The 26884-nt window shown below is 67.3% G+C and carries 27 protein-coding genes, 1 tRNA gene and 2 pseudogenes; 12 read left to right on the top strand and 18 right to left on the bottom strand.

Going from position 1 to position 26884, the window contains the following annotated elements; translation table 11 throughout:
- Positions 1-1116 carry a peptide chain release factor 2 gene (prfB, locus tag K5L49_RS00150; RefSeq protein ID WP_223690039.1) on the bottom strand — a complete coding sequence of 372 codons (1116 nt, stop codon included), beginning with the start codon at positions 1114-1116 and terminating at the stop codon, positions 1-3.
- Positions 1117-1199: 83 nt separating this feature from the next.
- Between prfB and K5L49_RS00145 the strand changes: the two genes are divergently transcribed.
- The 4 genes from K5L49_RS00145 (at position 1200) to K5L49_RS00130 (ending at position 4560) form a co-directional block, all read left to right on the top strand.
- Positions 1200-2477 (top strand): MFS transporter, encoded by a 1278-nt coding sequence (locus K5L49_RS00145; RefSeq protein ID WP_223690038.1) that lies wholly within the window; start codon positions 1200-1202, stop codon positions 2475-2477.
- A 97-nt stretch (positions 2478-2574) separates the two neighbouring features.
- Positions 2575-3612, top strand: coding sequence for an LLM class flavin-dependent oxidoreductase (locus tag K5L49_RS00140; protein ID WP_223690037.1), 1038 nt, complete (start codon positions 2575-2577; stop codon positions 3610-3612).
- 17 nt (positions 3613-3629) lie between these two features.
- Positions 3630-3711, top strand: a tRNA-Leu gene (locus K5L49_RS00135).
- Positions 3712-3870: 159 nt separating this feature from the next.
- Positions 3871-4560, top strand: coding sequence for a DedA family protein (locus K5L49_RS00130; RefSeq protein WP_263298767.1), 690 nt, complete (start codon positions 3871-3873; stop codon positions 4558-4560).
- A 34-nt stretch (positions 4561-4594) separates the two neighbouring features.
- On the opposite strand, the gene K5L49_RS00125 is transcribed toward K5L49_RS00130, so the two are convergent.
- The 4 genes from K5L49_RS00125 to murI all read right to left on the bottom strand — a co-directional run bounded on the left by K5L49_RS00125 (position 4595) and on the right by murI (position 7783).
- The gene (locus tag K5L49_RS00125; RefSeq protein ID WP_223690036.1) at positions 4595-5506 is read right to left on the bottom strand and encodes a cation diffusion facilitator family transporter; all 912 of its coding nucleotides are present in this window, start codon (positions 5504-5506) and stop codon (positions 4595-4597) included.
- A 94-nt stretch (positions 5507-5600) separates the two neighbouring features.
- Positions 5601-6197, bottom strand: coding sequence for an RdgB/HAM1 family non-canonical purine NTP pyrophosphatase (rdgB, locus tag K5L49_RS00120; RefSeq protein WP_223690035.1), 597 nt, complete (start codon positions 6195-6197; stop codon positions 5601-5603).
- Positions 6194-6937 carry a ribonuclease PH gene (gene rph, locus K5L49_RS00115; RefSeq protein WP_223690034.1) on the bottom strand — a complete coding sequence of 248 codons (744 nt, stop codon included), beginning with the start codon at positions 6935-6937 and terminating at the stop codon, positions 6194-6196. The genes rdgB and rph overlap by 4 nt, the downstream gene beginning before the upstream one ends.
- Before the next feature lie 27 nt (positions 6938-6964).
- Positions 6965-7783: a glutamate racemase gene (murI, locus tag K5L49_RS00110; protein WP_223690033.1), complete on the bottom strand. Its 819-nt coding sequence runs from the start codon at positions 7781-7783 to the stop codon at positions 6965-6967.
- 61 nt (positions 7784-7844) lie between these two features.
- On the opposite strand from murI, the gene K5L49_RS00105 reads away from it, so the two are divergent.
- Positions 7845-9155 carry a nicotinate phosphoribosyltransferase gene (locus K5L49_RS00105; protein WP_223690032.1) on the top strand — a complete coding sequence of 437 codons (1311 nt, stop codon included), beginning with the start codon at positions 7845-7847 and terminating at the stop codon, positions 9153-9155.
- 15 nt (positions 9156-9170) lie between these two features.
- On the opposite strand, the gene K5L49_RS00100 is transcribed toward K5L49_RS00105, so the two are convergent.
- The 3 genes and pseudogenes from K5L49_RS00100 to K5L49_RS00090 all read right to left on the bottom strand — a co-directional run bounded on the left by K5L49_RS00100 (position 9171) and on the right by K5L49_RS00090 (position 11830).
- Positions 9171-9455 (bottom strand): DUF3039 domain-containing protein, encoded by a 285-nt coding sequence (locus K5L49_RS00100; protein ID WP_223690031.1) that lies wholly within the window; start codon positions 9453-9455, stop codon positions 9171-9173.
- 25 nt (positions 9456-9480) lie between these two features.
- Entirely contained in the window at positions 9481-11058 is a 1578-nt protein-coding gene (locus K5L49_RS00095; RefSeq protein WP_223690030.1) for a hypothetical protein, read from the bottom strand.
- A pseudogene (locus tag K5L49_RS00090) lies at positions 11034-11830 on the bottom strand (ABC transporter ATP-binding protein). The gene K5L49_RS00095 and the pseudogene K5L49_RS00090 overlap by 25 nt, the downstream one beginning before the upstream one ends.
- 49 nt (positions 11831-11879) lie before the next feature.
- On the opposite strand from K5L49_RS00090, the gene K5L49_RS00085 reads away from it, so the two are divergent.
- From K5L49_RS00085 to K5L49_RS00065, 5 genes are all read left to right on the top strand, one after another.
- Complete coding sequence (locus K5L49_RS00085) at positions 11880-12113, top strand: hypothetical protein (protein WP_223690131.1); 234 nt, start codon at positions 11880-11882, stop codon at positions 12111-12113.
- A gap of 463 nt (positions 12114-12576) precedes the next feature.
- Positions 12577-13269: a phosphocholine cytidylyltransferase family protein gene (locus K5L49_RS00080; protein ID WP_223690029.1), complete on the top strand. Its 693-nt coding sequence runs from the start codon at positions 12577-12579 to the stop codon at positions 13267-13269.
- A 72-nt stretch (positions 13270-13341) separates the two neighbouring features.
- Positions 13342-14151 (top strand): ABC transporter permease, encoded by an 810-nt coding sequence (locus K5L49_RS00075; RefSeq protein WP_223690028.1) that lies wholly within the window; start codon positions 13342-13344, stop codon positions 14149-14151.
- Positions 14151-14888 (top strand): ABC transporter ATP-binding protein, encoded by a 738-nt coding sequence (locus tag K5L49_RS00070; protein WP_223690027.1) that lies wholly within the window; start codon positions 14151-14153, stop codon positions 14886-14888. Before K5L49_RS00075 ends, K5L49_RS00070 begins: the two co-directional genes overlap by 1 nt.
- A gap of 251 nt (positions 14889-15139) precedes the next feature.
- Positions 15140-15346 (top strand): hypothetical protein, encoded by a 207-nt coding sequence (locus K5L49_RS00065; protein ID WP_223690026.1) that lies wholly within the window; start codon positions 15140-15142, stop codon positions 15344-15346.
- Between the two features lie 65 nt (positions 15347-15411).
- Here K5L49_RS00065 and K5L49_RS00060 read toward each other — a convergent pair whose 3' ends face one another.
- A complete protein-coding gene (locus K5L49_RS00060; RefSeq protein WP_223690025.1) occupies positions 15412-15717 on the bottom strand; it encodes a helix-turn-helix domain-containing protein in 306 nt (101 codons plus the stop codon).
- Between the two features lie 131 nt (positions 15718-15848).
- Here K5L49_RS00060 and K5L49_RS00055 point away from each other — a divergent pair, with 131 nt between their 5' ends.
- Complete coding sequence (locus tag K5L49_RS00055; protein ID WP_223690024.1) at positions 15849-16781, top strand: hypothetical protein; 933 nt, start codon at positions 15849-15851, stop codon at positions 16779-16781.
- A gap of 18 nt (positions 16782-16799) precedes the next feature.
- Here the strand turns inward: K5L49_RS00055 and K5L49_RS00050 are convergent, their stop codons facing one another.
- The 4 genes from K5L49_RS00050 to K5L49_RS00035 all read right to left on the bottom strand — a co-directional run bounded on the left by K5L49_RS00050 (position 16800) and on the right by K5L49_RS00035 (position 21532).
- Complete coding sequence (locus K5L49_RS00050; protein ID WP_223690023.1) at positions 16800-17681, bottom strand: glycosyltransferase family 2 protein; 882 nt, start codon at positions 17679-17681, stop codon at positions 16800-16802.
- Complete coding sequence (locus K5L49_RS00045; protein WP_223690022.1) at positions 17674-18492, bottom strand: CDP-alcohol phosphatidyltransferase family protein; 819 nt, start codon at positions 18490-18492, stop codon at positions 17674-17676. The genes K5L49_RS00050 and K5L49_RS00045 overlap by 8 nt, the downstream gene beginning before the upstream one ends.
- A gap of 2 nt (positions 18493-18494) precedes the next feature.
- Positions 18495-19541, bottom strand: a complete 1047-nt coding sequence (locus K5L49_RS00040; RefSeq protein ID WP_374107665.1) for a glycosyltransferase family 2 protein — start codon at positions 19539-19541, stop codon at positions 18495-18497.
- A gap of 113 nt (positions 19542-19654) precedes the next feature.
- Positions 19655-21532, bottom strand: a complete 1878-nt coding sequence (locus K5L49_RS00035; RefSeq protein WP_223690020.1) for a S1C family serine protease — start codon at positions 21530-21532, stop codon at positions 19655-19657.
- A 166-nt stretch (positions 21533-21698) separates the two neighbouring features.
- Between K5L49_RS00035 and K5L49_RS00030 the strand changes: the two genes are divergently transcribed.
- Positions 21699-22916: a pyridoxal phosphate-dependent aminotransferase gene (locus K5L49_RS00030; RefSeq protein ID WP_223690019.1), complete on the top strand. Its 1218-nt coding sequence runs from the start codon at positions 21699-21701 to the stop codon at positions 22914-22916.
- On the opposite strand, the pseudogene K5L49_RS00025 reads toward K5L49_RS00030, so the two are convergent.
- The 5 genes and pseudogenes from K5L49_RS00025 to K5L49_RS00005 all read right to left on the bottom strand — a co-directional run bounded on the left by K5L49_RS00025 (position 22892) and on the right by K5L49_RS00005 (position 26834).
- Positions 22892-23709, bottom strand: a pseudogene (locus K5L49_RS00025) (carbon-nitrogen hydrolase family protein). The gene K5L49_RS00030 and the pseudogene K5L49_RS00025 sit on opposite strands and share 25 nt — an antisense overlap.
- The gene (locus tag K5L49_RS00020) at positions 23709-25520 is read right to left on the bottom strand and encodes a sensor histidine kinase (RefSeq protein WP_223690018.1); all 1812 of its coding nucleotides are present in this window, start codon (positions 25518-25520) and stop codon (positions 23709-23711) included. Before K5L49_RS00020 ends, K5L49_RS00025 begins: the two are co-directional and overlap by 1 nt.
- Positions 25517-25918: a response regulator gene (locus K5L49_RS00015; protein ID WP_223690017.1), complete on the bottom strand. Its 402-nt coding sequence runs from the start codon at positions 25916-25918 to the stop codon at positions 25517-25519. The genes K5L49_RS00020 and K5L49_RS00015 overlap by 4 nt, the downstream gene beginning before the upstream one ends.
- Complete coding sequence (locus K5L49_RS00010; RefSeq protein ID WP_223690016.1) at positions 25915-26067, bottom strand: hypothetical protein; 153 nt, start codon at positions 26065-26067, stop codon at positions 25915-25917. Before K5L49_RS00010 ends, K5L49_RS00015 begins: the two co-directional genes overlap by 4 nt.
- Positions 26064-26834, bottom strand: a complete 771-nt coding sequence (locus K5L49_RS00005) for a PHP domain-containing protein (protein ID WP_223690015.1) — start codon at positions 26832-26834, stop codon at positions 26064-26066. Before K5L49_RS00005 ends, K5L49_RS00010 begins: the two co-directional genes overlap by 4 nt.
- Positions 26835-26884 lie beyond the last annotated feature (50 nt).

Raw genomic sequence — 26884 nt, 5'->3', positions numbered from 1 at the left:
TCAGGCCTCGGCCTTGGCCCCGGCACGCCAGCGGATACCGGCCGCGATGAATCCATCGAGGTCGCCGTCGAACACGTTCGACGGGTTGTTCACCTCGTAGTCGGTGCGCAGATCTTTGACCATCTGATACGGGGCCAGGACGTAGCTGCGCATCTGATCGCCCCAGCTGGCGGTGATCACACCCGCGAGCTCCTTCTTCGCAGCCGCCTCCTGCTCGCGCTGCAGCAGGAGGAGCCGGCTCTGGAGAACCCTCATGGCCGCGGCGCGGTTCTGGATCTGGCTCTTCTCGTTCTGCATCGAGACGACGGTCCCGGTCGGAAGGTGGGTGATGCGCACGGCCGAGTCTGTGGTGTTGACGGACTGCCCTCCCGGACCGGAGGAGCGGAAGACGTCGACCCGGATGTCGTTCTCGGGGATCTCGATCGACTCGGTCTCCTCGATGAGCGGGATGACCTCGACGGCCGCGAACGACGTCTGCCGTTTGCCGGCCGAGTTGAACGGGCTCATCCGCACGAGCCGGTGCGTTCCGGCCTCCACGCTGAGCGTGCCGAAAGCGTATGGAGTGTCCACCTCGAAGGTCGCCGACTTGATGCCGGCTTCCTCCGCGTAGCTGGTGTCCATCACCTGCACGGGGTACTTGTGGTGCTCGGCCCAGCGGAGGTACATGCGCAGGAGCATCTCGGCGAAGTCGGCCGCATCCACCCCGCCTGCGCCGGCGCGGATGGTGATGACCGCGGGGCGCGGGTCGTATTCGCCATTGAGCAGGGTCTGCACTTCGAGGTCGCCGAGGCTCTTCTGCAGCGACTCCAGCTCGCTGCGAGCCTCCGCCGCCGTCTCTTCGTCTCCCTGCCCGTCGTTGGCCATCTCGACGAGCACCTCGAGGTCGTCGAGACGCTGCTCGATGGAGGCGATGCGCGCGAGTTCGGACTGCCGGTGGCTGAGCGCGCTGGTCACCTTCTGCGCGCGCTCGGTGTCGTCCCAGAGGTCGGGGGCGCCGGCCTCTTCGCTGAGTCGGGCGATCTCGGCGGTCAGGGCGTCGACGTCGACGACGGAGCGGATGTCGGAGAAAGTGGAGCGCAGTTCGGCGATCTGCTGCGAAAGATCGAGTTCAATCATGTCGCCGCCCAGCTTACCGGTGCCCACGGTGGGCCTGCCGAGCGCCGGAACGACGGCGTAAGCGGTTGTACTGTGTAAACGATATGACTTCCGCCGAGCGCCCCTTCAGTTTCCGCTCGGTCGCCCTCGCCGCCTTCCTCCCCACGCTGCTGTTCTCCATCGGAGAAGGCGCCATCATCCCGATCATCCCCATCGCCGCCGGCAATCTCGGGGCGAGCCTGGCGATCGCGGGCTTCATCTCGTCGATGGTGATGCTCGGTGAGCTGGCGGGCGACATCCCGAGCGGCTGGATCGTGTCGCGCATCGGAGAGCGCACCTCGATGATCTACGCCGCCCTCGTGGCGATCGCCGGCGTCGTCGTCTGCCTCGTCGCGCCGAACTACTGGGTGCTGATGGTCGGCATCTTCGTCGTCGGTCTGGCCACGGCCGTCTTCGCCCTGGCCCGGCACGCCTTCATGACGTCATACGTCCCGGTGAAGTACCGGGCTCGCGCCCTCTCGACGCTCGGCGGGATCTTCCGCGGTGGCTGGTTCATCGGCCCGCTGATCGCCTCGGCCGTGATCGCGATCACCGGATCGACGCAGTCGGTGTTCTGGATCTTCATCATCAGCTGCCTGGGCTCGGTGATCGTCTTGTTCGTGCTCCCCGACCCCGAGAAGATGTTCGGGCCGTCACCGGCCGCCGGGATCGACGGCGCCGCCGTTCGCGCCGGGGAGCTCAGCGCCGGCGAAGAGGAGGCGGAGGAGCGCACCCACGGGTTGTTCCGAACCATCTGGTCTTTCCGCGGGGTGCTGGCGAGAATGGGGACCGGTGTCGCTCTGATCGGCGCCATCCGCTCGGCACGCACCGTGATGATGCCCCTGTGGGCCGTCAGCATCGGGCTCAGCGAATCGAACACCGCCCTCATCATCGGACTCGCCGGCGCCGTCGACTTCGCTCTGTTCTATGCGAGCGGCCAGATCATGGACCGCTGGGGGCGCATGTGGAGCGCACTGCCGTCGATGCTGGGGCTGAGCATCGGGTTCCTCGTGCTCGCGTTCACCCACGACCTGCCGACGAACATCGTCTGGTACATCGGGGTGTCGATGTTCCTCTCGGTCGCGAACGGCGTCGGCTCGGGCATCATCATGACCCTCGGCGCTGATCTCGCGCCGAAGGATCAGCCCGCGCCCTTCCTTGGCGCGTGGCGATTCTCCGGCGATGCCGGTCAGGCCGCCGCGCCCCTTCTCGTCTCGCTGCTCACCGCCCTCGTCTCGCTCGCGTTCGCCAGCGGCATCGTCGGCCTGCTCGGCCTCGTCGGTGCCGGGATGCTCGCCCGGTACATTCCGCGTTACGTCCCGAAGCGCCCCCGTCCCGCCTGAGCCCGTGGGCATGGCGCCCTCCGAGGAATAGTCTCGGAGACGGCACGGTTTAATGTATGCAAACGCATGTAAATGACGAACGGACGGGCGACACGGCATGACGAAACCACTGGAACTGGGCATCGACACCTTCGGCGATGTGACCGTCGACGATCAGGGGAAGCCACTCGGCTACGGCCATGTGCTGCGCAACGTCGTCGAACAGGGCGTCCTCGCCGACGAGGTCGGCCTCGACTTCATCGGGGTCGGCGAGCACCACCGCGAAGACTTCGCCGTCTCCGCACCGGAAGTGGTGCTGGCGGCCATCGCCGGCCGCACCCAGAACATCCACCTCGGAACAGCGGTCACCGTGCTCAGCTCCGACGACCCGGTGCGCGTGTTCGAGCGCTTCGCGACCCTCGACGGCGTCTCGGGTGGCCGGGCCGAGGTCATCCTCGGGCGCGGGTCGTTCATCGAGTCGTTCCCGCTCTTCGGATTCGACCTCGCACAGTACGAAGAGCTCTTCGACGAGAAGCTGAACCTCTTCGCCGAGCTGCGCAAAGAGCAGCCGGTCAGCTGGACAGGCCAATTGCGCGCACCACTCGAAAACCAATCCGTGTACCCACACCTCGACAACGGACCCCTCAAGACCTGGATAGGCGTCGGAGGCAGCCCGGAATCGGTCGTGCGCGCCGCGCACTACGGTCTGCCCCTGATGCTCGCGATCATCGGCGGCGGGCCGATGCGGTTCCAGCCCCTCACCGAGCTGTACCACCGCGCCCTCGAACAATTCGGGCACGACACCGACCTTCCGATCGGTGTCCACTCCCCCGGCTTCATCGCCGCCACCGACGAAGAGGCGAAAGAGATCCTCTGGCCGCACTACGAGGCGATGACCAACCGGATCGGCCGCGAGCGCGGCTGGCCACCCACCACCCGCGCCCGATTCGAACACGAGGCGGGAGAAGACGGCGCGCTCGTCGTCGGGTCACCCGAGACGGTCGCGAACAAGATCGCCTACGCCGCACGTGGCCTCGGGATCGAACGCTTCGACCTCAAGATCAGCAACGGGACACTCGGGCACGACCATCTCATGAAGGCCATCGAGCTCTACGGCACCGAGGTCGCTCCGCGCGTGCATGAGCTATTGTCGTAGCCGCGCCTAGCGCGACCGCGGGAGTGGTGAAATTGGCAGACACGCAGGATTTAGGTTCCTGTGCTTTCGAGCGTGAGGGTTCAAGTCCCTTCTCCCGCACTTCGCTCCAGCCGATCGGCATCCCCGTACCGTCGGGTGAACGGCCGTCAGACCACGGGATGATCTTTGCGTCGGCTTGGCACATTCTGAGCGTTCGCGGAGGAGCCCGCCGCTAAACTCGGAGCATCCGCCGCCCGGCCACATGCCACCTGGAGAACCTTGATCCATCACGCTGCCCTCATCCCGTGGCTCGACCCGCACGCCATCATCACCGGCGCCGGACCCTGGGCCCTGGTCGTCGTGTGCGCGATCGTCTTCGCCGAGACCGGACTCCTCGTCGGGTTCCTCCTCCCGGGCGACACGCTGCTCGTGATCGCGGGCCTGCTCACCCATACGTCGCTCGTCTTCGGCGTCGACATCTGGTGGGTGGCACTCGCCATCGCGTTCGCCGCCTTCCTCGGCGGCGAGGCCGGCTATCTGATCGGCCACAAGCTCGGTCCCCGCGTCTTCGAACGCAAAGAGACCGGACTGTTCAGCATGGAGAACGTGAAACGCACGAACGGCTTCTTCGAGCGTTTCGGCGCCCTCGCCGTGATCCTCGCGCGCTTCGTGCCGATCATCCGCACGTTCGCGCCGGTCGCCGCCGGCGTCGGACACATGAACTACAAGAAGTACTCGCTCTACAACGCGATCGGCGCCCTCCTCTGGGGTGCAGGGCTCACCTACTTCGGCTTCCTGATCGGCTACATCCCGCCGGTGGCGCATTTCGTCGAGAAGTACATCGACGTGATCCTCATCGGTGCGGTCGTCGTGACGCTCGTCCCGACGCTGTACCACTACATCAAGTCCACGCGGAAGGCCAAGAAGAACGCGGCCGCCCGGGCCGCCGAGACGGCGCCGGAGAACTGACCGCCCCTCCTCGCTGCCGGCTACCGGCTGCCGGCTACCGGTGAAGTTCGTCCTCGTGGGCGGCGTGCTCGGCCGGTTCCAGCTGGAAAGTGGAGTGCTCCACATCGAAGTGCGCCGAGAGACAGCCCGAGAGCTCGTCGAGCAGTTCACCCGTGCGCCCCGAACGGAAGACCTCCGGCTCCACCACCACATGTGCGGTGAACACCGGCGCGCCGGATGTGATGGCCCAGACGTGCACGTCGTGGACGGCGACGACCCCCTTCGTGCCCTGGATGTGGGTTCGGATCTCGGCCACATCGGTGTCGGCCGGCGCCGCCTCGCTCAGCACGCGCACCACATCCCTGAGCAGCAGGAACGCCCGGGGAACGATCAGGGCTGCGATCAGCAACGAGGCGATCGCATCGGCGGGGACGAACCCGGTGAACAGGATGACCAAAGCGGCCACGATCACCGTGACCGACCCGATCAGGTCGCCGAGCACCTCCAGGTACGCGCCGCGCATGTTGATCGAACGCCCCGCCGCGGGGCGCAGCAGCAGCAGCGCACCAGCATTGGCGACCAGGCCGATCCCGGCCACGATCAGCATCGGAACGCTCTGCACTTCGGCCTCGGCACCGCCGACCAACCGGCCGATCGCTCCGACCGTGACCGTCACAGCGACGACGAGCAGGATCAGGCCGTTGATGAGCGCGCCGAACACTTCCGCGCGCTGGTAGCCGAACGTCTGCCGGTCGCTCGGGGGTCGAGCGGCCACGATGCTTGCGATCAGGGCGACGATGAGCCCGGTCAGATCGCTCAACATGTGGCCGGCATCGGCCAGCAGTGAGAGCGATCCGCTCAGCCAGGCACCGACGACCTCCACGACGAGCACCGCCGCCACGATCCCGATCGCGATCAGGAGGCGGTTGCGGTTTCCGGTGTGCCCGTGGGCGTGGTTGTGACTCATCTCTTCAACGGTAGGCATGCAGACCCTCGACCCGCCAGAGGTGGGGCCCAGATAGGAATGAGTGCCGTTCTCATTCTCACGACGCCGGCAGCGATCAGCCGCGCGCGACCAGCTCCCTGAGCGCGGGGATGGCGGCCGCGAAGGCCCGGGCGCGGTGGCTTTCCACGTTCTTGACCTCGGGGCCGAGCTCCGCCGTCGTCGACTCGTGGCCGCGCGGGACGAAGATCGGATCGTAGCCGTGACCCTGGGTGCCACGAGCCTCGTGGGCGATGCTGCCGGGCCAGCGACCCTCCACAACGGTCTCGTCACCCTCGGGCGTGACCAGAGCCAGCGTGGCGGAGAAATACGCACCGCGGGCGCCGTCCGGCAGATCAGCGAGCTGGTCGAGCAACAGTCGCAGATTGGCCTCGGCGTCGCCGTGGCGGCCGGCCCATCGAGCGGAGAAGATGCCGGGTGCGCCGCCCATCGCGTCGACGCAGATCCCGGAGTCGTCGGCCAGAGCGGGAAGCCCGGTGTGCGTCGCAGCGGTGCGGGCCTTGATGAGGGCGTTGGCCTCGAAGGTCACCCCGTCCTCGACCGGCTCCGGGCCGTCGTAAGCGACGATCTCCAACCCCGGAACCGCGTCGCCGAGGATCTGCTGGAACTCCCCGGCCTTGTGCTGGTTGTGGGTGGCGAGGACGACGCGGGTCATCGCAGTTCCGCCGCCAGCGCCTCGCTCTGAACCGTCTTCAGCGTCTCGGCGCCGCCGAGCGCGAGGTCGAGCAACGAATCGAGTTCCCGTCGGTCGAACGGGGCACCCTCGGCGGTGCCCTGCACCTCGACGAAGAGGCCGCGACCGGTGACGACCACGTTCATGTCGGTCTCCGCGCGCACATCCTCGACGTAGGCGAGGTCGAGCATCGGCGAACCGTCGATGATGCCCACCGAAACGGCCGAGACAGAGTCGATCAGCGGTGTCGCGCGCTGGCCGATGAACCGGTGCTCGCGTCCCCACTCGAGGGCGTCGGCGAGGGCGACGTAAGCCCCGGTGATCGCCGCTGTGCGCGTGCCGCCGTCGGCCTGGAGCACATCGCAGTCGAGCACGATCGTGTTCTCGCCGAGAGCCTTCATATCGACGACCGCGCGCAGGCTGCGCCCGATGAGCCGGCTGATCTCGTGGGTGCGTCCACCGATCTTCCCCTTCACCGACTCGCGATCCATGCGACTGTTCGTGGAGCGCGGCAGCATCGAGTACTCGGCGGTGACCCAGCCTTTGCCCTTGCCCGCCATCCAGCGCGGGACACCATTCGTGAACGACGCCGTGCACAGCACTCGGGTGTTACCGAAAGAGATCAGCGCCGAGCCTTCGGCGTTCTTGCTCCAGCCGCGCTCGATCGTCACCGGTCGCAGTTGGTCGAGGGTGCGCCCGTCGGCGCGGGTGATGTCGGTCACAGGAGTCTCCTAGGGGTGGGGATGCGGTCAGAGGGGAAGATCGATCACACCGGTCTGCACGAGGTCGACCCGTGAGACCTCGGGACCGATGAAACGGTGCGCCAGGCGCAGGAAGTCGCCCGCATCCGAGCCGGTGGCCTCGTAGCGGATCGTCGGAGGAGCCGTCGAGGTCCTCTCCAGGCCTTGCCCGACAAGAGTGCGGTAGACGTCTTTGGCCGTCTCGGTGTCGCTGGAGACGAGCGTGACGCCCTCGCCCATCACGTACGAGATCGCGCCTTTCAGGAACGGGTAGTGCGTGCATCCGAGCACGAGGGTGTCGACATCGGCGTCGCGGAGCGGCCGAAGGTAGTCGGCCGTGATCTGCAGCACCTCGTCGCCGCTGGTCACCCCGGCCTCCACGAACTCCACGAAACGGGGACACGCCTGCGTGAACAGCTGCAGATCGGGAGCGGCGGCGAAGGCATCCTCGTAGGCTCGCGAGTTGATGGTGCCGAGTGTTCCGATCACCCCGACACGACGCGTCCTGGTCGCGGCGACCGCGCGACGCACCGCCGGCTGGATGACCTCGATCACCGGAACCGAATAGCGCTCGCGCGCATCCCGCAGCATCGCCGACGATGCAGTATTGCAGGCGATCACGAGCAACTTGACACCCTGATCGACGAGGAAGTCGAGCACCTCGAGCGAGAAGCGCCGCACATCGGCGATCGGCTTCGGCCCGTACGGCGAGTGCGCAGTGTCCCCCACGTAGAGCAGGGACTCGTGAGGGAGCTGATCGCGGATCGCCCGGGCGACGGTGAGCCCCCCGACACCCGAGTCGAAAATCCCAATCGGCGCATCGGTCACAAGAAGCCACCATACAACGCGTAGCCCGCCGAAAACGGCAGACATCACCTAGGCTGACAGCGTGACCGCCTCTTCCGCGTTCCTGACCGACCGCTACGAACTCACCATGCTTGACGCAGCGCTGCTGGCCGGCACGCACGACCGGGAGTGCGTCTTCGAGGCGTTCACCCGCCGGCTGCCCGAGGGTCGCCGCTACGGCATCCTCGCGGGAACCGGGCGCCTGCTCGCATTGATCGAGCAATTCCGGTTCGGCGAGCCCGAGCTGGAGTGGCTGCGCGAGAACGGGGTGGTTCGGGATGCGACACTCGACTGGCTCGCCGACTACCGGTTCAGCGGCACCATCAGCGGCTACCGCGAAGGCGAGGTCTACTTCCCGGGTTCCCCGTTCCTGGTCGTGGACGCGCCCTTCGCCGAGGGTGTGATCCTCGAGACGCTCATCCTCAGTGTCTTCAACTACGACTCAGCCGTCGCCAGCGCCGCCGCGCGCATGGTGACCGCCGCGAACGGGCGCCCGGTCGCCGAAATGGGTTCGCGCCGCGCGAACGAGCGCTCGGCCGTCGCGGCGGCCAGGGCGGCATTCATCGCCGGTTTCAGCGCCACCTCCAATCTGGAGGCCGGACGCACCTGGGGCGTCCCCACCATGGGGACGGCCGCACACGCGTTCACGCTGCTGCACGACAGCGAGGAAGAAGCGTTCCGCGCCCAGGTCGACGCATTCGGCCCGTCGACGACCCTGCTCGTCGACACCTTCGATGTGGAGAAGGCGATCGAACTGGCAGTGCGCGTCGCCGGCCCCGGCCTCGGCGCCGTGCGCCTCGATTCCGGCGATCTGCCCAACCTCGTGCGACAGGTGCGTGCTCAGCTCGACTCCCTCGGGGCGACGAGCACCCGGATCACCGTGACCAACGACCTCGACGAGTTCACCATCGCCGCGCTTTCCGCTTCGCCGGTCGACTCATACGGTGTCGGAACCTCGGTCGTCACCGGGTCGGGCTCCCCCGCCTCCGGTATGGTCTACAAGCTCGTCGCGCATCGCAGCCACGACGGCGACGGCGACTGGGTTCCGGTGGCGAAGAAGTCGGACGGCAAAGCGAGTGTCGGCGGCCGTAAGCATCCGGTGCGTCGCCTGGATGCGAAGGGCAGAGCCGTGGCCGAGGCGATCCACATCGTGGAACACGGCGCCACGGTTCACGACAACGGCCGCGACCTCCTGGTTCCCCTGGTCACCGCCGGTGACGTGCACCGGGAACATCTCGGCGCGTCGGGCACGGCGGCCGCCCGCGAACACCGCGAACGTGCGATGGCGGAACTGCCGGACCAGGCATTCCGGGTCGGACGCGGCGACGCCGTGCTGCCGACGATCTACGTGTGACGGGTCGGGTTCGACCTACTCGTCTTTCAGCTTCTCGTAGATCTCTTTGCAAGTGGGGCACACCGGGAACTTCTGCGGATCACGGCCGGGCGTCCACATCTTGCCGCAGAGAGCCTTCACCGGTTTCCCGGTCATGGCCGACTCGAGGATCTGCTCCTTCTTGACGTAGTGCGAGAACCGCTCGTGGTCGCCCGGGTCGACGTTCTGGTTCTGCAGCAGCTCCTCGAGCTCGCGGTCCAGCGTCGCGGTACCGCCACCGTCGGGGATGGCGCCGGGTTCGGAGATGCTCGCTTCGTTCATCCGACCAGTCTAAATCGCCCGCGGGTCAGTCGTTGCGGTTCGCGAAGGCCATCAGCTCCGGCCCGCGCCGGTCGAAGACTCTCGCGCCCAGGTAGAGGCCCCCGAACAGCGAACCGAAACCGAGCACTACGGCCGACAGCGGGGCGATCGTGAGCCAGATCGGCGACACGGCGAGCCCGAGGACCAAGAACACGAGGATGGGCGAGGCGACCACGATGATCGCGAGGAAGCTCAGCGCCTGCACCAGCGCCGCAGACGCTCCCGAGGTCTGAGGCTGCGCGAACGCGCTGTCTCCCGGCTTCGTGGCCGGATACGGGAACAGTGCGGATGCGACGCTCGACAGCCCCAGACCGATCAGCAGGATCGCTCCGCTGAGGCCGGCGACGGCCGGGAGGATGTCCCACTCGCCGAAGATCGCGGTCGTGAGGAGGGAACCCACCACGATCACCGGAACACCGATGATCAGCGGCGGGAAAATCCGGCCGACGCGGTCGGCCACCCCCCTGGTGCCCGAGACGAGGTGAAGCCAGATCGCTGTGTTGTCGTAGGCGATGTCGTTGTGGATGGTCCAGCCGAGGAAAAGGCAGATCATCGGCAACGGGACGAGCGACGCGTAGTGCGCCGGGATGCCGCCCAGGGTGAGCGCGACGATGATGAACACGGGCACGACCGGAACGATCACGAGCGAGATCCAGTAGCGAGGGTCCCTGCCCCAATAGGTCATCGACCGGGCTGAGATCGCCGCTGTCGGGCCGCCGCGCAGACGAGAGAACCAGCCGAGACCGTGGTATGCCCTCGCCTGCGCTTCGCGCGGCGGAGTGACAAGCATCCGAGCGACGAGGTTCGTCCACGCGAGCCAGAGAAGCCCGAGGGTGGCCAGGGCCACGAGCAGCTGCAGCACGGCTGTTCCCCATGCGCCCTGGGCGGCCTCGCCCGGCACCGACCACACCGCGCCGAGGGGGGTCCAGCTCAGCCAGGACGCGAACCCCGAAACCACCCCGAGGCCGTCACGACCCCAGTCGATCGTGAGCAGCAGGAAGACGACCGGGGCGACCAGCACGATCACGAGGATGCCGATGACACCGCCGAACTCACGCGAACGCCGTGTGGAAAGCAGGAACGAGGCGACCGAGGTGGTCACCCGCGAGGCGAGCATGCAGGTGAGGACCACGATGACCGCCGACACCAGCGCGATCAGCGCCGTGCCCGGATCCCTCGACCAGGTGACGACGGTGGCGAGAGCGCACACCGAGAGCACCAGCGACGGGATGCCGATCAGCGCCGCAAGCGCGAGACCGGTCGAGAGCTGGCGAGTGGGCATCCCGAACAGCGAGAACTTGCGCGGATCGAGCGTGTCGTCGACACCGAAGAGGAGCGGGAGAACCGCGAACCCGAGCACAACCAGCGAGCCGATGACGACGATGACGCTGTGCACCGAAGCCGCATCCGGGATCAACCGGGCCGCGATGAGCACCCCGACCACGACGGCCGTGATCGCCACGCCGTACACCAGGCCGACGACCAGGCCGAACACCTGCCACGGGCTGCGCCGGAAGGCGTTGCCCATCAGCCGGAGCTTCAGTCCGAAAAACTGTGCAACCACTCCATGCCCTCCGCCGCTTTGCGCCCACCCGCCAGCTCGACGAAGCGTTCCTCCAGTGTCTGCTCCCCACGGACCTCGTCGATCGTCCCGCCGCGAGAACCTGCCCGCGAACGATGATCGCGACGCTGTCGCAGACCCGTTGGATGAGGTCCATGCCGTGACTGGAGAGCACGACCGTTCCCCCCGCCGCCACATACCGCTGCAGGATGTCGATGACATTCGCGGCAGAGACGGGGTCGACCGATTCGAACGGCTCATCGAGCACCAGCAGTCGAGGAGAGTGGATCATCGCCGCCGCCAGCGCGATCTTCTTGGTCATGCCGGCCGAATAGTCGGCGACGAGCCGGTCGAGTGCATCCTCGATCCCGAACGCCGTCGCGAGGTCCGCCGAACGCGAGCGCACCGTATGAGCGCTCAGCCCCCGCAGCGAACCCGCGTAGAAGAGCAGCTGGGCGCCGGTGAGACGGTCGAAAAGCCGGAGTTTGTCGGGCAGAACGCCGACGGCGCGTTTGGCCTTCACCGGGTCCTTCCAGGCGTCGACGCCGTGGATGTGAACCCGCCCTGCGTCCGGGCGTAGAAGTCCTGTCACCATCGAGAGCGTCGTCGTCTTGCCCGCGCCGTTCGGCCCGACGATGCCGTAGAACGACCCCTCGTGAACCTCGAGCGAAACGCCGTCGACGGCGATCGTCTCGCCGAACCGCTTGTGGAGTCCGCTCAGCGACAGAACGCTGGCCTTGGCGGGCGTGACCGGAGCCGCAGCCTCAGCCGGCAGCTTCTCGGCGGTCGGCACGGCCGTCTGGATGGGCGGATCCTGAGTCTCGATGAGAGGCTTCTCAGCGGGTTCGGCGACCTTCTTCGTGGTGGTGCCCGATCGCGTCGGCGGCTTGGTCGTGCGGGCGCCCGTTCCCTTCGCCGCGGTCGACCGGGAACCGCGCGCGGATGTGCTGGTCGTTGTCGACGGCGCCGCCGCCGCGGCCGTCTTCGCAGCAGGCCGCTTGGCCGCGCTCCTCGCCGGCGCTCTCCGCGGTGTCACCGCTTCGTCTTCGTCCGTCTGACCCGCCATGTCGTCCCCCGTCGTCTCCCCCGTGCGTGTGGCCGGCGAACCGGTCTTGCGAGTTCGCGGTGCCGCCGTCCGCTTCCGGGGAGTCGGTGCCGCACCGGTCTGCCCGACCGTCTCGCGCGCCGAGTCGTCCACCGTCTCGAAGGACTCGGGGCTCTCGGATGACGAACGTTCGAAACTCACCCCGCTAACGTACCAAGCCGCCCGAGTCTTGGGATGCCCAGCGGGCAATCCTGAGAAATCTGAGCCTAGGAAACTCCTGTGAGGAACATAACGACCCCACAACGACATTGTCCGCGCTCTGCCCCTCGAAGGGGTGCGCCGGTATTCTGGCGGAGGCATAAAGGGGTGTCGATACGCGTAAGTGCGGGTGAACCCTGGCGAAACTCTTCCAGGTTCAGTGAACCGATGGGAACGAACCCTCGGAACGCATCCGCACGGAACCCAAGGAGACAATTGTGACGACCCAGGTAGTGATTCTGGCCGCCGGCATGGGCAGCCGCCTCGGACGAACTCTTCCCAAGCCGCTGACCGAGCTGAATGACGGTCGCACGATCATGCAGCAGCAGTTCGACAACATCCACGCCGCCTTCGGCAAAGACGTCAAGGTGACCATCGTCGTCGGCTACAAGCTCGAGCACATCATCGAGGCCTTCCCCGACGCCTCGTTCGTCTACAACGAGCAGTACGACCAGACCAACACATCCAAGAGCCTGATGCGCGCGCTCCAGGCGTCGACCGCCGGCGGCGTGCTCTGGATGAACGGCGACGTCGTCTTCGACCCCGCCGTCCTCGTTCGCGGCGCGGCGCTCGTGAACCGCGACCAGACCTTCGTGACCGTCAACACCTCGTCGGTCGCCGACGAAGAGGTCAAGTACACCACCGGCGCCGAGGGATTCATCCAGGAGCTGTCGAAGACCGTCAAGGGGGGTCTCGGCGAGGCCGTCGGCATCAACTACGTCTCCAGCAAAGACAAGGCGTCGTTGCTCCGTCAGCTGCAGCGTGTCGGCGATCAGGATTACTTCGAGCGCGGGATCGAGCTCGCCATCGAACAGGACAACCTCCTCGCCGAACCGGTCGACATCTCAGACCTGTACGCGGTGGAGGTCGACTTCGCCGAAGACCTCGAACGCGCCAATCTCTTCGTCTGAGAGCCGGATCGTCTCGACTGGTGACCGTGGCCGTGTCAGAAGCACACGGCAACGATCAATACGATGGGTTCTGTGACCAGTACATTCTCTGAGGTGCGGCCCGGCCAGCGGACGAAGTTCGCGCGCTATCGGCACTCCCTCTGGTTGCTGACCAGGCGCGATCTGCGCGTGCGCTATTCCACGAGTGCACTGGGCTATCTATGGTCGATCCTCGATCCGCTCGTGATGAGCGGCATCTACTGGCTCGTCTTCACACAGATCTTCCACCGGAACGTCGGCGAAAACCCCTACATCGTCTTCCTCCTCTCCGCGCTGCTCCCGTGGATGTGGTTCAACGGCTCCGTCTCCGACTCCACACGGGCATTCCTGCGGGAGTCGAAGCTGATCCGATCGACCATGATCCCGCGCTCGATCTGGGTCAACCGGATCGTGGCCTCCAAGGGGATCGAGTTCCTCCTCTCCCTGCCCGTGCTCGCGGTGTTCGCCATCTTCAGCGGCGCAAAGGTCAACCTCGACATCCTGCTGTTCCCGCTCGCCATCTCCATCCAGGTCGTGCTCACGGTCGGCGTCGGCCTCATCGTCGCCCCGCTCGTGGTCTTCTTCCGAGACCTGGAGCGCGCGATCAAACTGTTCCTGCGCTTCCTCTTCTACGCCTCGCCCATCATCTACAGCGCGCGCGACCTGGAACACATCCACGGGCTCAGGGACATCGCCGCCTTCAACCCGCTCACCGGCCTGTTCAGCATCTACCGATCGACCTTCTTCGCCCAGGAGCTGGATTGGCATCTCGTCCTCACGAGCAGCCTCGTCTCCCTGATCCTGCTCGGCATCGGGGTGCTCGTCTTCCGCCGCTGTGAAGCCGCCGTTCTGAAGGAGATCTGATGCCGGAACCCGTCATCTCCGTCACCGGGCTCGGTGTGCGCTTCCGCCGGAACCGGGGCGGCCGCCGCTCATTCAAGGATCTCTTCAGCACTCGACAGCGGCGCGTCCGCCCCGACGATTTCTGGGCTCTGCGCGACGTTTCATTCACGGTGCACAGCGGTGAGTCGATCGGCGTCGTCGGGCGCAACGGCCAAGGGAAGTCGACTCTGCTCAAACTCGTGGCCGGCGTGATGCTTCCCGACGAGGGAACGGTGCGCGTGGACGATGGCGTCGCCCCGCTGATCGAGATCACCGGCGGGTTCGTCGACGACCTCACCGTGCGCGACAACGTCTATCTCACCGCGGGTCTGCACGGCATGTCGAAAGCGCAGATCGACGAGCGTTTCGGCAGCATCATCGATTTCGCCGAGATCGGCGACTTCGTCGACACGCCGTACAAGCACCTGTCCAGCGGAATGAAGGTGCGCATCGCGTTCTCGGTCATCTCCCAGTTGGAGGAACCGATCATCCTGGTGGACGAAGTCCTCGCCGTGGGCGATCGGAGTTTTCGAGAGAAGTGCTACACCCGTATCGAGGAGCTCCTCGACGGCGGCCGCACGCTGTTCTTCGTCTCGCACAACGAAAAGGATCTGCGTCGATTCTGTACGCGCGGACTCTATCTCGACAAGGGGAAGCTCGTTCTCGACGGACCCATCGACGACGTTCTCGACCTGTACAACGTGGACTACGGGTCCTGAATACTTTCCCCCGATCAGGACTGCTTTTCGACCTCACGAAGACTCCTCCACAGGGTCGCGGGCTGTGAAGTTATCCACTGGTTTCTCGGCGTGATCGGGAGAGGGCGCGGGGCGTCGGACGGGGTGGTTATTTTAGCCACATGGTTCGTTATCGAGTTCTTCACAGTCCCTCATCCGTCCGACGTTCGCCTCGCCTCGCCCATCGGGTTCCCTGGCGTGTCGACCGGAGCGCACCGCCGGTCTATCGTCTCGTGAACACGAGCCGAGAGATGCTCCACGGCGTCTCCGTCAGCATTGCGGGCCGATCGCGCCTGCAGGTCAGCTCCCCCACCTCCATCGCCCCGGGTGCCGCCGTCGACGCCACCGTCACCGGCGCTCGAATCGAGCGCGATACGATTCTCGTCGTGCGCTGGTTCCGGTCCGATGGTTCCGAATATCTCTGGCACGTCAGTTTCTGACGCGCTGAATCGGGGGCTCGGGCCGGCGGGCCCCCGAAACAGGCGGGCGCGGCCCCCTCACGCGTTCAGCGACGGGTGCGATTTCGGCGTTCGCGCATGAACTCGGCCGCCGTAAGAACACGCAGGGCTGCGGGAAGGTCGTCACCATCCAATCCCCCGATGAGGATGGCGGGGTCGATTCCGAGCACGCTGGAGATGCGCACGATCGTGTGAAGACTCGGGTTCGCGGAACCCCGTTCGATCTTCCCGAAATTGGTCACATGCATCTGAGCAAGATCCGCGACGCTTTCTTGACTGAGTCCGAGTTTCATTCGTGCGGTGCGTACTCGCTCGCCAAGAATCTGGGCGGCCCGGGAGTGTCTTTCTGCCATACAACATACCTACGGGTATCAAACATCTCATTCCAGAGCGGGCTCACCTCGGGCCTGTCGACCTCCAGGCCAGACCACCGACTATGCGTGTATTCGAGACGGCGTTCAGGGAGGCCACGTAAACTCGGACGATGGGGAAACAAGAGAAGCCGATCGTCTCGGTCACCGGCGGCCCGCCGAAGGGCGGCGACACTCCGCAGCTGCTCAACACGACGCTCGATCGGTTCCTCGCCATCCATCGCCCGGTCGTCCTCGCCCACTTGCGCAGCATCCGTCGGCGACATCCCGAGGCCACCCCGTCCGACCTCGCAACGATCATCGAGCGTCGCTATCTGGCGACCGTCACCGCCGGGGGCGCGGCGGTCGGTGTGACGGCGGTCGTGCCGGCGATCGGCACCGGCCTCACCCTCGTCCTCTCGGGGGTCGAGACTGCCGGTTTCCTCGAGGCGACCGCCCTCTACGCGCAGTCCCTGAGCGAACTGCACGGCATCGCCGTCGACGACCCCGATCGCGCCCGCGCGCTCGTGCTCACCATGATGCTTGGTCGGGAGGGCTCCGACCTGGTTCGTCAGCTCGCCGGCCAGGTGACCGGCGGGGGCGGCACCCGCTCCGCCTATTGGGGCGAACTCGTCACTTCGAGCCTGCCGACCATGGCTGTGGGGCCGCTCGTCGACCGGCTCAAGAGCATCTTCCTGCGGCAGTTCGCGGTGCGCGGTGGCACGAGTCTCGTCGCACGGGCCATCCCGTTCGGTGTCGGCGCTGTGATCGGCGGCGCAGGCAACCACATCGTCGGTCGACGAGTCGTGCAGAATTCACGCCTCGCCTTCGGCGCCGCTCCGGCAACCTTTGCTGCCGCGCTTGCACCGCAAGCGCGCACCGTGCGCGTCCGATCCGGTGGTGAGGGCACCATCGCGGCCCGCTCATTGGCTGCCACGGTCGGGGGCGCGCGACGGCTTGGCGCCGGCGCGGGTGATGCTGCGATCCGCGCGGGACGCGTTGTGCGCGGCGCCCTCCCCCGGCGTGGATGGACGGAGGCGCCCGCAATCGAACCCGGCGAGAACTGATCTCGACGGGTCACTGCGCTAGACGATCGGTGGACGACCGGCCAGCGCCATCCGCCACACGGTCGACCAGCTGATCGGACGGCGCTCGCCCGGATCGCTCCGCCAGCCTTCCGCCCAGCCGCCGAACCACGCTTTGAGCGCGGCTGGGCGACGGAACCAGCGCACGATCTGGATGCCGGTCCACGATCCGACGTAGAGCGGCATCAAGACGACCGGCAGGTTGCGCCGCGCCAGCCACACCCGATTGCGAGCATTCAGACGGTAGTACTCGGTGTGGCGGGTCGGAGAGACCGCCGGATGGTTGACGACGAGTTCGCCGGCATACCAGGTTCGCAGGCCCTGATCCCAGACCTTCCAAGCCAGGTCGATGCCCTCGTGGGCGTAGAAGAACGGTGCAGCCCAGCCGCCTGTCCGCTCGAAAACGCGGCGCGGCATCACGATCACGGCCTCGCACACGGAGAAGACAGGGCTGGAATGGGCGGGGTCGCCCTTACGGATGCGCGGGATCCACCGCCGGGGTGACATCGTGCCCGATGGGTCGACGATGCGAGGTTGGATCATCCCGACGCTCGCGTCCCGCCCGAGCAGTGCGATCGCGTCTGCGAGGAACCGGAACGACGGAATGCTCGCGTCATCGTCGAGGAACAGAAGGATCTCCCCCTCCACGAGCGGCACACCACTGTTGCGACCGGCCGGGATGCCGAGGTTCTCCTCCAGGTGCAGGATTCCGACACCGGGCGGTAGCGGAGGGTCGGAGGTCGCCGGATCCCAGCCGTTCCCCACCACCACGATGTCGGTGCTCACGCCGACTTGGGCGAGCACCGAGTCGATGCCGTGGCGCAACTCGTCAGGGCGCGTTCCCTGCGTGAGAACGACGACGCCGACCCGCGCCTCAGCCACGAACCCGTTTGGACGCCATGATCGTCACGAAGTGCCCCACGAGTGCCAGAAGCGCCAGCGGCACGAGTGCGCTCAGCAGGATGCGGTCGGCGAGCTGGTCTCCGATGAACAGCCCGACGATCCCGAACACGAAGATCAGGATCGTCAGTTCTACCGAGTGGTAGAGCCGGTGGAACGGCACGAACCGCGCAACCCGGCGCAGCCGGGCGATGGCGCCGTTGGTGGGCGCGTACTCACTCTGAGTGTCGGCGAGCTTCGTCAGCCCCGCGTTGGCCCGCGCAACCCGCACCATGTCGTTGAGGGCCTTGTTGAGCACCACGATGAGGGCGAGCAGCGTGCCGAGGTTCGTCCAGAGGAAGTCGTCGGGGGCCTGGAACGGGTAACCGGCGGCGCGGAACCCGAGCGCGATGGCGATGAGCGTCTCGGTGGAGTAGTGCCCGACATTGTCGAGGAAGATCCCCGCCGGCGACGATGTCTTGCGCCAGCGTGCGACTTCGCCATCGCAGCAGTCGACGAGCATCTGCAGCTGGCCGAGCACGAGGGCGAGCGCCGGACCAGCGATCCCCGGGATGAGCAGGGAAGCCGCGGTCGCCCAGCCGACGAGGATCATCAGCCCGGTCACGCCGTTGGCCGAGATCGGCGTCTTCAGGAGGAACCAGGTGAGGTACGGGGACAGATTTCGCAGGTAGAGCGACGCCGTCCAGTGTTCGGCGTTGCGTCGACCGCGCACCTCCGGGGGCTGTGCGACAGCACGCAGCTCGGCGATCGAGGTGGGGCGCGCGCCGCGCGCACCGCTGTCAGGGGCTGACATGGCTACCTTCCCGTGTGGGCCGTGATATTGCGCGTGAGGGAGAGGTACCCCAGCACGAAGCCGATCCCCCAGCAGAAATGGATGCACGGCAAGACTACGAGAAACCACAGGAACGAGCGAAGTCCGTCGCGTCGACCCCAGAGGATTGCGGAGGCGATGACAACGAGGATGTAGAAGGCCGGAACCGCGAACCCGAGCAGCAGCCACGGTGCAGCCCCCACCGCGGCTTGGACGATCCCGACGATTCCGAGGATCAACCCGACCGCCACCGCGATGACCATGACCGGTGGGGCGAAGTAGCGCAACCCGTTCGCGGCTGGGAAGCGGCGGGCGAGCTCGCCACGCCACACGCCGGTGGAGACGAACTGCCGGGCGAGCCGGTAGAGGTTGGGACGTGGGCGGTAGGTCACCTTGAGCTCCGGGGTGAACCAGACGGTCCCGCCCGTGCTCCGCAGCCGGCGGTTGAGTTCCCAGTCCTGCCCGCGTTTGATTCCTTCGTCGAAGAGTCCGACCTCGAGGAGGCGGTCGCGGCGGAACACACCGAGGTAGACCGTCTCGGCCGGACCTGCTTCGCCCCCGACATGCAGTTTCGTGCCCCCCAGACCTATTCTGCTGCCGTACGCGCGGGCGACCGCGGCCTCGAAGGGGGTGGTGCCCTGGGCATCCATCAGACCGCCGACGTTGTCGGCCCCCGTCTGCTCGATCGTCTCGACCGCGATGCGCGCGTAGTCGGGCGGCAGCACGGAGTGCGCGTCTACGCGCACCACGATCGGGTACTGCGATGCGCGGATGGCGAGGTTGAGCCCGGCCGGTGTCGAGCCGACCACATTGTCGACGACGTGGATGCGCGGGTCGACCGCGGCCAGCTCGGCGACGAGCTCGGTCGTGCCGTCCATGCTCGGGCCGAGCGCCAGAGTGACCTCGAACGGCCCGGCATAGTCCTGCCGGAGAAGGCTGTCCACCGCCGCGCGAACATGGGTGACCTCGTTCAGAACGGGCATCACGTACGAGACACCGGGGAGGGTGTTCTGTGCGGCAGTGTCCGGCATCTGGTCCATTCGTTCGGGTTGTTCGAGCTTATCAGCCGGGGGTCGGCGGCTCCCGAACGCGCAGAGGCCGCCCCACCGAAAGCGGGACGGCCTTTGCGCCGAGCGGTCGCGGATCAGCTCGCGGGGAGCGATCCGAGGGTGACCGAGGTTGTCTTCGTCTGACCGTCGCGGATGTAGGTCAGATCTGCCTTGGACCCGGCCGCGAGCGCGCGCACCTGCGCGGTCAGGTCGGTCGCGCTGGTGATCGGGAGACCGTTGAAACCGACGACGATGTCGCCCGCCTTCAGACCGCCGCCGGCTGCGGCACCGCCGCTCGTGACCGTCTTGATCTCGGCGCCGACCGTCGTGGCCTTCGCGTCGGAGCTGGCGTCGACGACCGAGGCACCGAGCAGACCGTGGCTGGCCGAACCGTTCTTGATCAGCTCGTCGGAGACCCGCTTGGCGAGGTTCGACGGGATGGAGAAGCCCACCCCGATGTTGCCCGACTGCGTGCCGGAGCTGGACGAGCCGCTGGCGCTGGCGATGGCGACGTTGACGCCGATCAGCTCGCCCTTCGCGTTGAGGAGCGCGCCACCGGAGTTGCCCGGGTTGATCGCGGCGTCGGTCTGGATGACCGGCAACGAGATCGTGGCCTGCGTCTGAGTCTGCGACTGGCTTCCGCTGCCGCTTCCACCCTGACCGGGGAAGTCGAAGTTGAAGGGGTTGCCGTTGCTGTCGCCACCGCTGCCGCCGCCGCTGGATCCGTCGGAGCTCTTCGGCGCAGCCGAGGAGGCGATGCTGATGCTGCGGTTCAGCGCGCTCACGATTCCGTCGGTGACTGTTCCGGAAAGTCCGAGCGGCGCGCCGATGGCGACGGCCGTGTCACCGACGTTGAGCTTGCTCGAGTCGGCGAACGTGATCGGTGCCATCCCGGATGCGCCGTCGAGCTTGATCACCGCGAGATCGGTCGTGGGGTCGGTGCCGACGATCTTGGCCGTGTAGATCTTGCCATTGTTGTCCTGCACCGAGATGGTGACGTTGGAGGCCTGGCCGTCGAGCGTGACGACGTGCGTGTTCGTCAGGATGTACCCGTCGGATGTCAGGACGATCCCGGAACCGGTGCCGCCTTCGCTGCTCCCGGTGACGGAGATGGTGACAACGCTCGGGGAGGCCTTCGCGGCCACCGCTGTCACAGTCGTCGCGTCGTTCGCATTGTTGACCGTGATGTTCTGCGGGCCGGTGGCCGTCTTGATGACGGCGTTGTTCGCACCGGATGCGGCGTAGATCCCGACCCCGGCTCCGGCTCCGGCGACACCGCCGATGAGAGCGCCGATCGCGAGGGTTGCGATGATCACCCCGGTCGAACGCTTCTTCGCCGTCTTGGGCGCTGCCCCGGCGGGGGCTCCACCGTTCTGGGTCGCGTACTGCTGGTTCGGCGCTTGCGGGGCGTACGGCTGCTGAGGGGCACCCTGGTAGGGGGCGTGTGCGCCGGGCTGGCCGAAGGACCCCTGGCCATAGTTCGGCTGCGGAACGGTGGGCTGCTGAGCCGTCGACTGCTGGCCGTAGGGCTGCTGCCCATACTGCTGCGGGGCGGCGGGCTGCTGGCCGTACGGCTGTTGCCCATACGCCTGCGGCGGGAGCGGCTGCGTCGGCTGCGTCGCGGTCGGTGCGGCAACGCCCTGGGGCTGGGTCGCCTGGCCCTCGGAGGGGATCGGCGCGACAGCGACGGCCGGCACCGCAGCGGCGGTCGGCACCTCAGCGGCGGTCGGCACCTCAGCGACGGCCGGCACCTCAGCGGCGGTCGGCACCTCGGGGGCAGCGACCGACGGCTCGATCGGAGCCGGGGACTCCAGTGTCTGCGCGGCAGGCTCCGCTGGGACCGCGGAGGTGGTGTCCGCAACCGGGGCCTGTGCCGGCTCGGGAATGTTCTGGGCGACCGCATCCACGACCGGCTCCGCGGCGGCGTCGTGGTCGGGCTTCGCTGGTTCCGGTGTGATCGGGGTGTCCGTCATTGTGTTGCTCCTTCCAAGCACTCACAGCTTGGGTGTTGAACCTGGACGTTCTATTTGCGAGTCCTGTGGGCGAGCTACCGCCTGCCAATGACTCTGCTTAACGTACCGAACGCCGCGTGAGCAGACCAGGTCGTAGGTTGGACTCACAGCGCGAGGAGGGACACCGATGACGGTCAGCGGATCATGGCAGGCAGCAGCACGCGGGGCAGGGCTCCTCGGGACCGACGGCCGGATCGCCGCCACGATCTTCGCCGAGATGAGTGCACTCGCGGCGAGCACCGGCGCGATCAATCTGGGTCAGGGATTCCCCGATGAAGACGGTCCCAGCGAAGTGCTCGACACTGCGATCGGGGCGATCCGGGCCGGTGTGAATCAATACCCGCCCGGGCTCGGACTCCCCGATCTGCGTGCGGCGATCGCCGAACACCAGGCACGCTTCTACGGCCTCACGGTCGATCCTGAGCGCGAAGTGCTGGTGACCGCCGGCGCGACCGAGGCGATCGCCGCCAGTCTCCTCGCTCTGCTGGAGCCTGGCGACGAAGTCGTCACGTTCGAACCGTTCTATGACGCCTACGGAGGCCTCATCGGCTTGGCCGGTGGCGTGCACCGCACCGTTCCGCTGCATCTGCCCGACTTCCGGCCCGATCCGGAGGAACTTCGCCGTGCCGTGACCGACCGCACGCGGGTGATCCTGGTGAACAATCCGCACAATCCCACCGGCACCGTCCTGCCCCGCGAGACGCTGGAGCTCGTCGTCGAGCTCGCCCACCGGCACGACGCGGTCATCGTGACCGACGAGGTCTACGAGCACCTCACCTTCGGGCCGCGTCACGTTCCCATCGCCTCGCTTCCGGGCGCTCGCGCACGCACTGTCACCATCTCCTCGGGCGGCAAGACGTTCAACACCACCGGCTGGAAGGTCGGCTGGCTCACGGCACCCGCCGAGCTCGTGACGGCGATCCTCGCAGTGAAGCAGTTCCTCACCTACGTCAACGGCGCACCGTTCCAGCCGGCAATGGCCGTCGGGCTCCGGCTCGGCGATGACTTCTTCACCGGAATCGCGCGAGACCTCCGACACAAACGCGATGTCCTGTCGGAGGGTTTGCGCGCGGCCGGCTTCACGGTCTCCCCCAGCGACGGAACGTATTTCGTCGTCGCCGATGCCGCTCCGCTCGGCTATTCGGACGCGGTCGAGTTCTGCCAGGCTCTTCCCGGTCTCGCAGGGGTCGTCGCCGTTCCGCTGTCGGCCTTCTGCCGCGACGCATACGCCGCGAGCACCGCATCCCTGGTCCGCTTCGCGTTCTGCAAGCGCGTGGACGTGCTCGAACAGGCCGCCGCGAGGCTCGCCGGCCTGCGACCTCAGCCGAGCGGTTCGACCCGGTAGCGACGGAGCGCGAGGGCCGGGTTGGTGGTCCGCACTTCTGCGATCCGGGCGGCGGAGACCGGGGCCGTCGCGATCCCCGGGGTCTCGCCGAGCGCCGCGATCGCCACCCCCATCGGGTCGACGATCAGGCTCGAGCCGACCCCGATCGGCGGGCTGTGGTCGGCGGCCGCCAGGTAGACGGTGTTCTCGATCGCCCGCGCGGTCAGCAGGGTGCGCCAGTGATGCTCCTTCAGCGGCCCGCGAACCCATTCGGCGGGCACGAGCACCAGCTCGGCGCCGGCGTCGACGAGCCGGCGCGTCACCTCCGGGAAACGGATGTCGTAGCAGGTCTGCATCCCGACCCGGATCCCGTCGACGTCGAACGTCTCCGGATCCTCCAGCCCGCCCGGTGCGACCCACTCCGATTCGTTCGCACCGAACGCATCGTAGAGGTGCTGTTTGCGGTAGACCGCGACGATCTCACCGAACGGATCGGCCGCGACGAGGGTGTTAGAGAAGCGGTCCCCCGCCGCCCGCTCGACCAGCCCGGCGACCACGAACACGTCGTGCTCGCGCGCGGCCGAGCCGAGCGCACGCACGAACTCGCCATCGAGCGCCTCGGCGTTGCCGAGGAACGACTCGCCGAGCGGATGCGTGAAGTACGACGAGTACTCGGGAACACCACGAGCCTCGCCCCGCGTGAAGCCGCCTCGGCCACGAACCCTCGCACCCGCTCTCGGTTGGCGGCCCGGTCGTCACCCGGTGCGAACTGCACGACCGCGATGACGATCTCCGGTGCGCTCGCGCCCTCCATCAGACTCCCGTCGTCGAACCGGCGGCGACACCCGACGGCGGGTCCGCCTCGGCGTCGCCCCGATCATCCCTCGGCGTCGCCCCTGTCAACGGTAGCCGCACACTGATCGTCGTGCCGACACCCTCTTCGCTGGCGATGTCGAGGCTGCCGCCGTGGGCGGAGACGATCGCCTTCGTGATCGTGAGACCGAGGCCGACCCCCGGCACGGCGTTCCTCGTCGCGGTCGAGGCACGGAAGAAGCGGGTCGAGAGCTGACCGAGCTCGACGGCCGGGATGCCGATGCCGGTATCGGTCACGGTGATCACAGCATCCGCCCCCTCGGACCGCACCGCGACGGTGACGTGCCCGCCGGCGGGAGTGAACTTGATCGCGTTCGAGATGAGGTTGTCCACCGCCTGACCAAGACGCACCGGGTCACCGGTGAGCACGATGGACTCCTCCGGCAGGCCCGTCACGAGCGTCACGGCGGCGGCGTCCGCCACGGGACGAGCCGACTCGACCGATGCGGCGATCACCGGACCAAGGTCAACCGGACGCAGGTCGAGCGGGAAGCGACCCGACTCGACCTGAGCCGTGAAGAGCAGATCGCCGACGAGACGGAGCAGGCGGTGGGCGTTGCGTTCGGCCACCCCGAGGTACTGCATCTGCTCGCTCGAGAGCGGCGCCTCCTCATCGTCGCGCAGGAGCTCCAGATATCCGAGGATGGAACTCAGCGGGGTGCGCAGCTCGTGCGAGATGAGGCCGACGAACTCGTCTTTCAGACGGGCGAACTCCCGGGCCTTCGTCATGTCCGTCGCAACGAAGATGAAGCCGACACGGTGACCGTTCTCGTCCAGGCGCGGTGTCGCCGCAACCTGCACGGGGACATGCTTGCCGTCGGGGCGCACATACGTCCAGTCCCGCACATCCGCATAGCCGGAACGCACTGCGTCGACGAGCGCCGAGAAATCTTCAGCGCTGGAGACGGTGCTGAGCCGCGCGTCCATGTCGCGAAGACGGTCCTCGAGCTCCGACGCCAGATGGAAGTCGACGACGTGCCGGCCGGCGTCGAGAACCTGGCGTTCGGTGAGCCCGAACATCTTCTCCGCACCCGGATTCCACACATCGATGAGACCGTCGAGGTCGGTGCCGATCACCGACTGCTCGGTCACGGCGTTCCAGATGCTCTGAATGAGTCGATTCGCGGTCTTCAGGCGCGCCTCGTTGAGGGTCAGCTCGTCAGAGACCCGCATCGCCTCCTCCAGCAATGACTTCCGTTGGGCCGCCGCCGCCTGGGCCGCAGCGAGCTGCTGGCGCACCCGGTGCGCGATCTCGTTGATCACCGCGGCGACGATCACGTAGATCAACGGCGAGAAGAACGCCCGCACGAGTTCGCCGACCGTCGCCGGATCCTCGCTGAACAGCGACGGCGCGAGCAGCACGAGGAAGATCCCCAGCCCGGCGATGAGCACATTGATGCGGCCCTCTTCGCTGGCGATCCACACGAACGGCAGCAGCAGCAGCGCACCGAACGGCGAGGCGGCTCCACCGGTGCCGAGACGGAAGAAGCCCACCGCGATGAGCGAGAGCACCGGGACGATGATCGACCATTCCATCCCCAGCCGGTTCCAGGGGAGCGCGAAGGCGAGGATCGATGCCAGCAGCACGATCCCGAGCGCGATGCCGAAGTAGACGGAGTCGCTCATTCTCGGCTGGAACGGCAGCACAGTGATGATGATGGCCAATGCGAAGCCGGCGATCGTCGGAATCTGTTTGACGAACGGAGACGGCGATTCGAGGGAGATCCGGCGGATCCAACGATCGATCGTCATTCTCGCTCCCCCGCTCCGAGCATGTCCCGGATGCGGGCCGACAGCACGCGTGGGCTGAACGGCTTGATCACGAACCCGTCCGAACGATCGGCGACCACGCCATGGTCGGTGAGCAGCTGAACGGATGCCGACACCATGAGGATGAGCGTGCCGCCGGCCGACGGCTCCGAGCGGATCGCCTCCGCGACCTCGATCCCGTTCAGGCCCGGCATCGAGAGGTCGAGCACCACCAGGTCGACACCACCGGCGCGTACCGCATCGAGCGCCGCCCGACCGTTGTCGACCGCTGCCGCGACCTCCGCTCCGGCCCGCTCCGCAGCGATCACCATGAGAGCGCGGATGTCGGCGTCGTCGTCGGCGATGACAACCCGCTTGGGGCCGCCCACACCTGCGCTCACGAGAAGAACACCACGCGGACGACGATGATGACCGCGATCACCAGCAGCGCGATACCGGCCGCGGGAATCAGGCGACGCTCGGAGCGTCGGTTCTCGTCGATCTCCCGCTGCAACTCGGCGCGCGTGGTCTCGTCCAGTTCGTGACTCATCGCATCCATCCGGTCGTGTCGGTCGGCTCCGACGTGTCATCCGCCGCGGCGAGGATGCGCTGCACCCGCTCGTAGCGGCCGACGTCGGCCGCGTCGTGACTGTCGGTCGAGGCGACGAGCCTGGCGCCTGCCGCCTGCAGCGCGACGACCGCGGCGCGCCCCGGGCAGGCCCACTTCTCGTTGACCTCGACGATCGTGCCTGTGCGGGCGGCGGCGCCGGCCCACGCCGCGAGTCGCTCGGCACCGAGATCGTTTTCGGCGAGCCCGATCTTCGGCAGGATCGAGAACCAGTGCGCGAGCTGTGCCTGCGGCGTGCGCTCCATCGCGCGGATGCTCGCGGTCACGAACAGGTCGAGCGCGTCGTCGACCGAGAGGTTGCCCGCGAGCCGTTCACGGGTGGCGGCCGGCGACCACGGGCCGTCGGTCCCCGGAAACTGGTGGTCGCCGATCACCACCGCATCGACTCCCCCGGCGCGCCCGACGATCAGACCCGCGGGCGTGTCGACGGCGCCTGACGCATCCAGAAGCTTCGCCTCGACGCCGGTGACCACGACGAGCCCGCTCGGAACCGGCTCCGCCGCCACCGCACGCACGAACTCGGGCACCCACGTGGTCGACGAGCGCACATGGTCGGTCAGACGCAGGCGTCGCAGTCCCACGGAAGCGGCCGCCGAGATGTTCTCGGCGAGGGTGCTGCGGGCGTCGTCGGAGAAGGTCGAGTGCACATGGAAGTCGCCGAGCAGCAGATCGGCCGTCGGCGCGGTCATTCCTCGCCGGGACCCTCGGCGTGGGCGGCGTTGTCGGAGACCAGCACCTC

It is taken from the genome of Leifsonia poae (assembly GCF_020009625.1).
Lineage (GTDB): Bacteria > Actinomycetota > Actinomycetes > Actinomycetales > Microbacteriaceae > Leifsonia > Leifsonia poae_A.
This window is presented reverse-complemented; position numbering and strand designations above follow the sequence as displayed.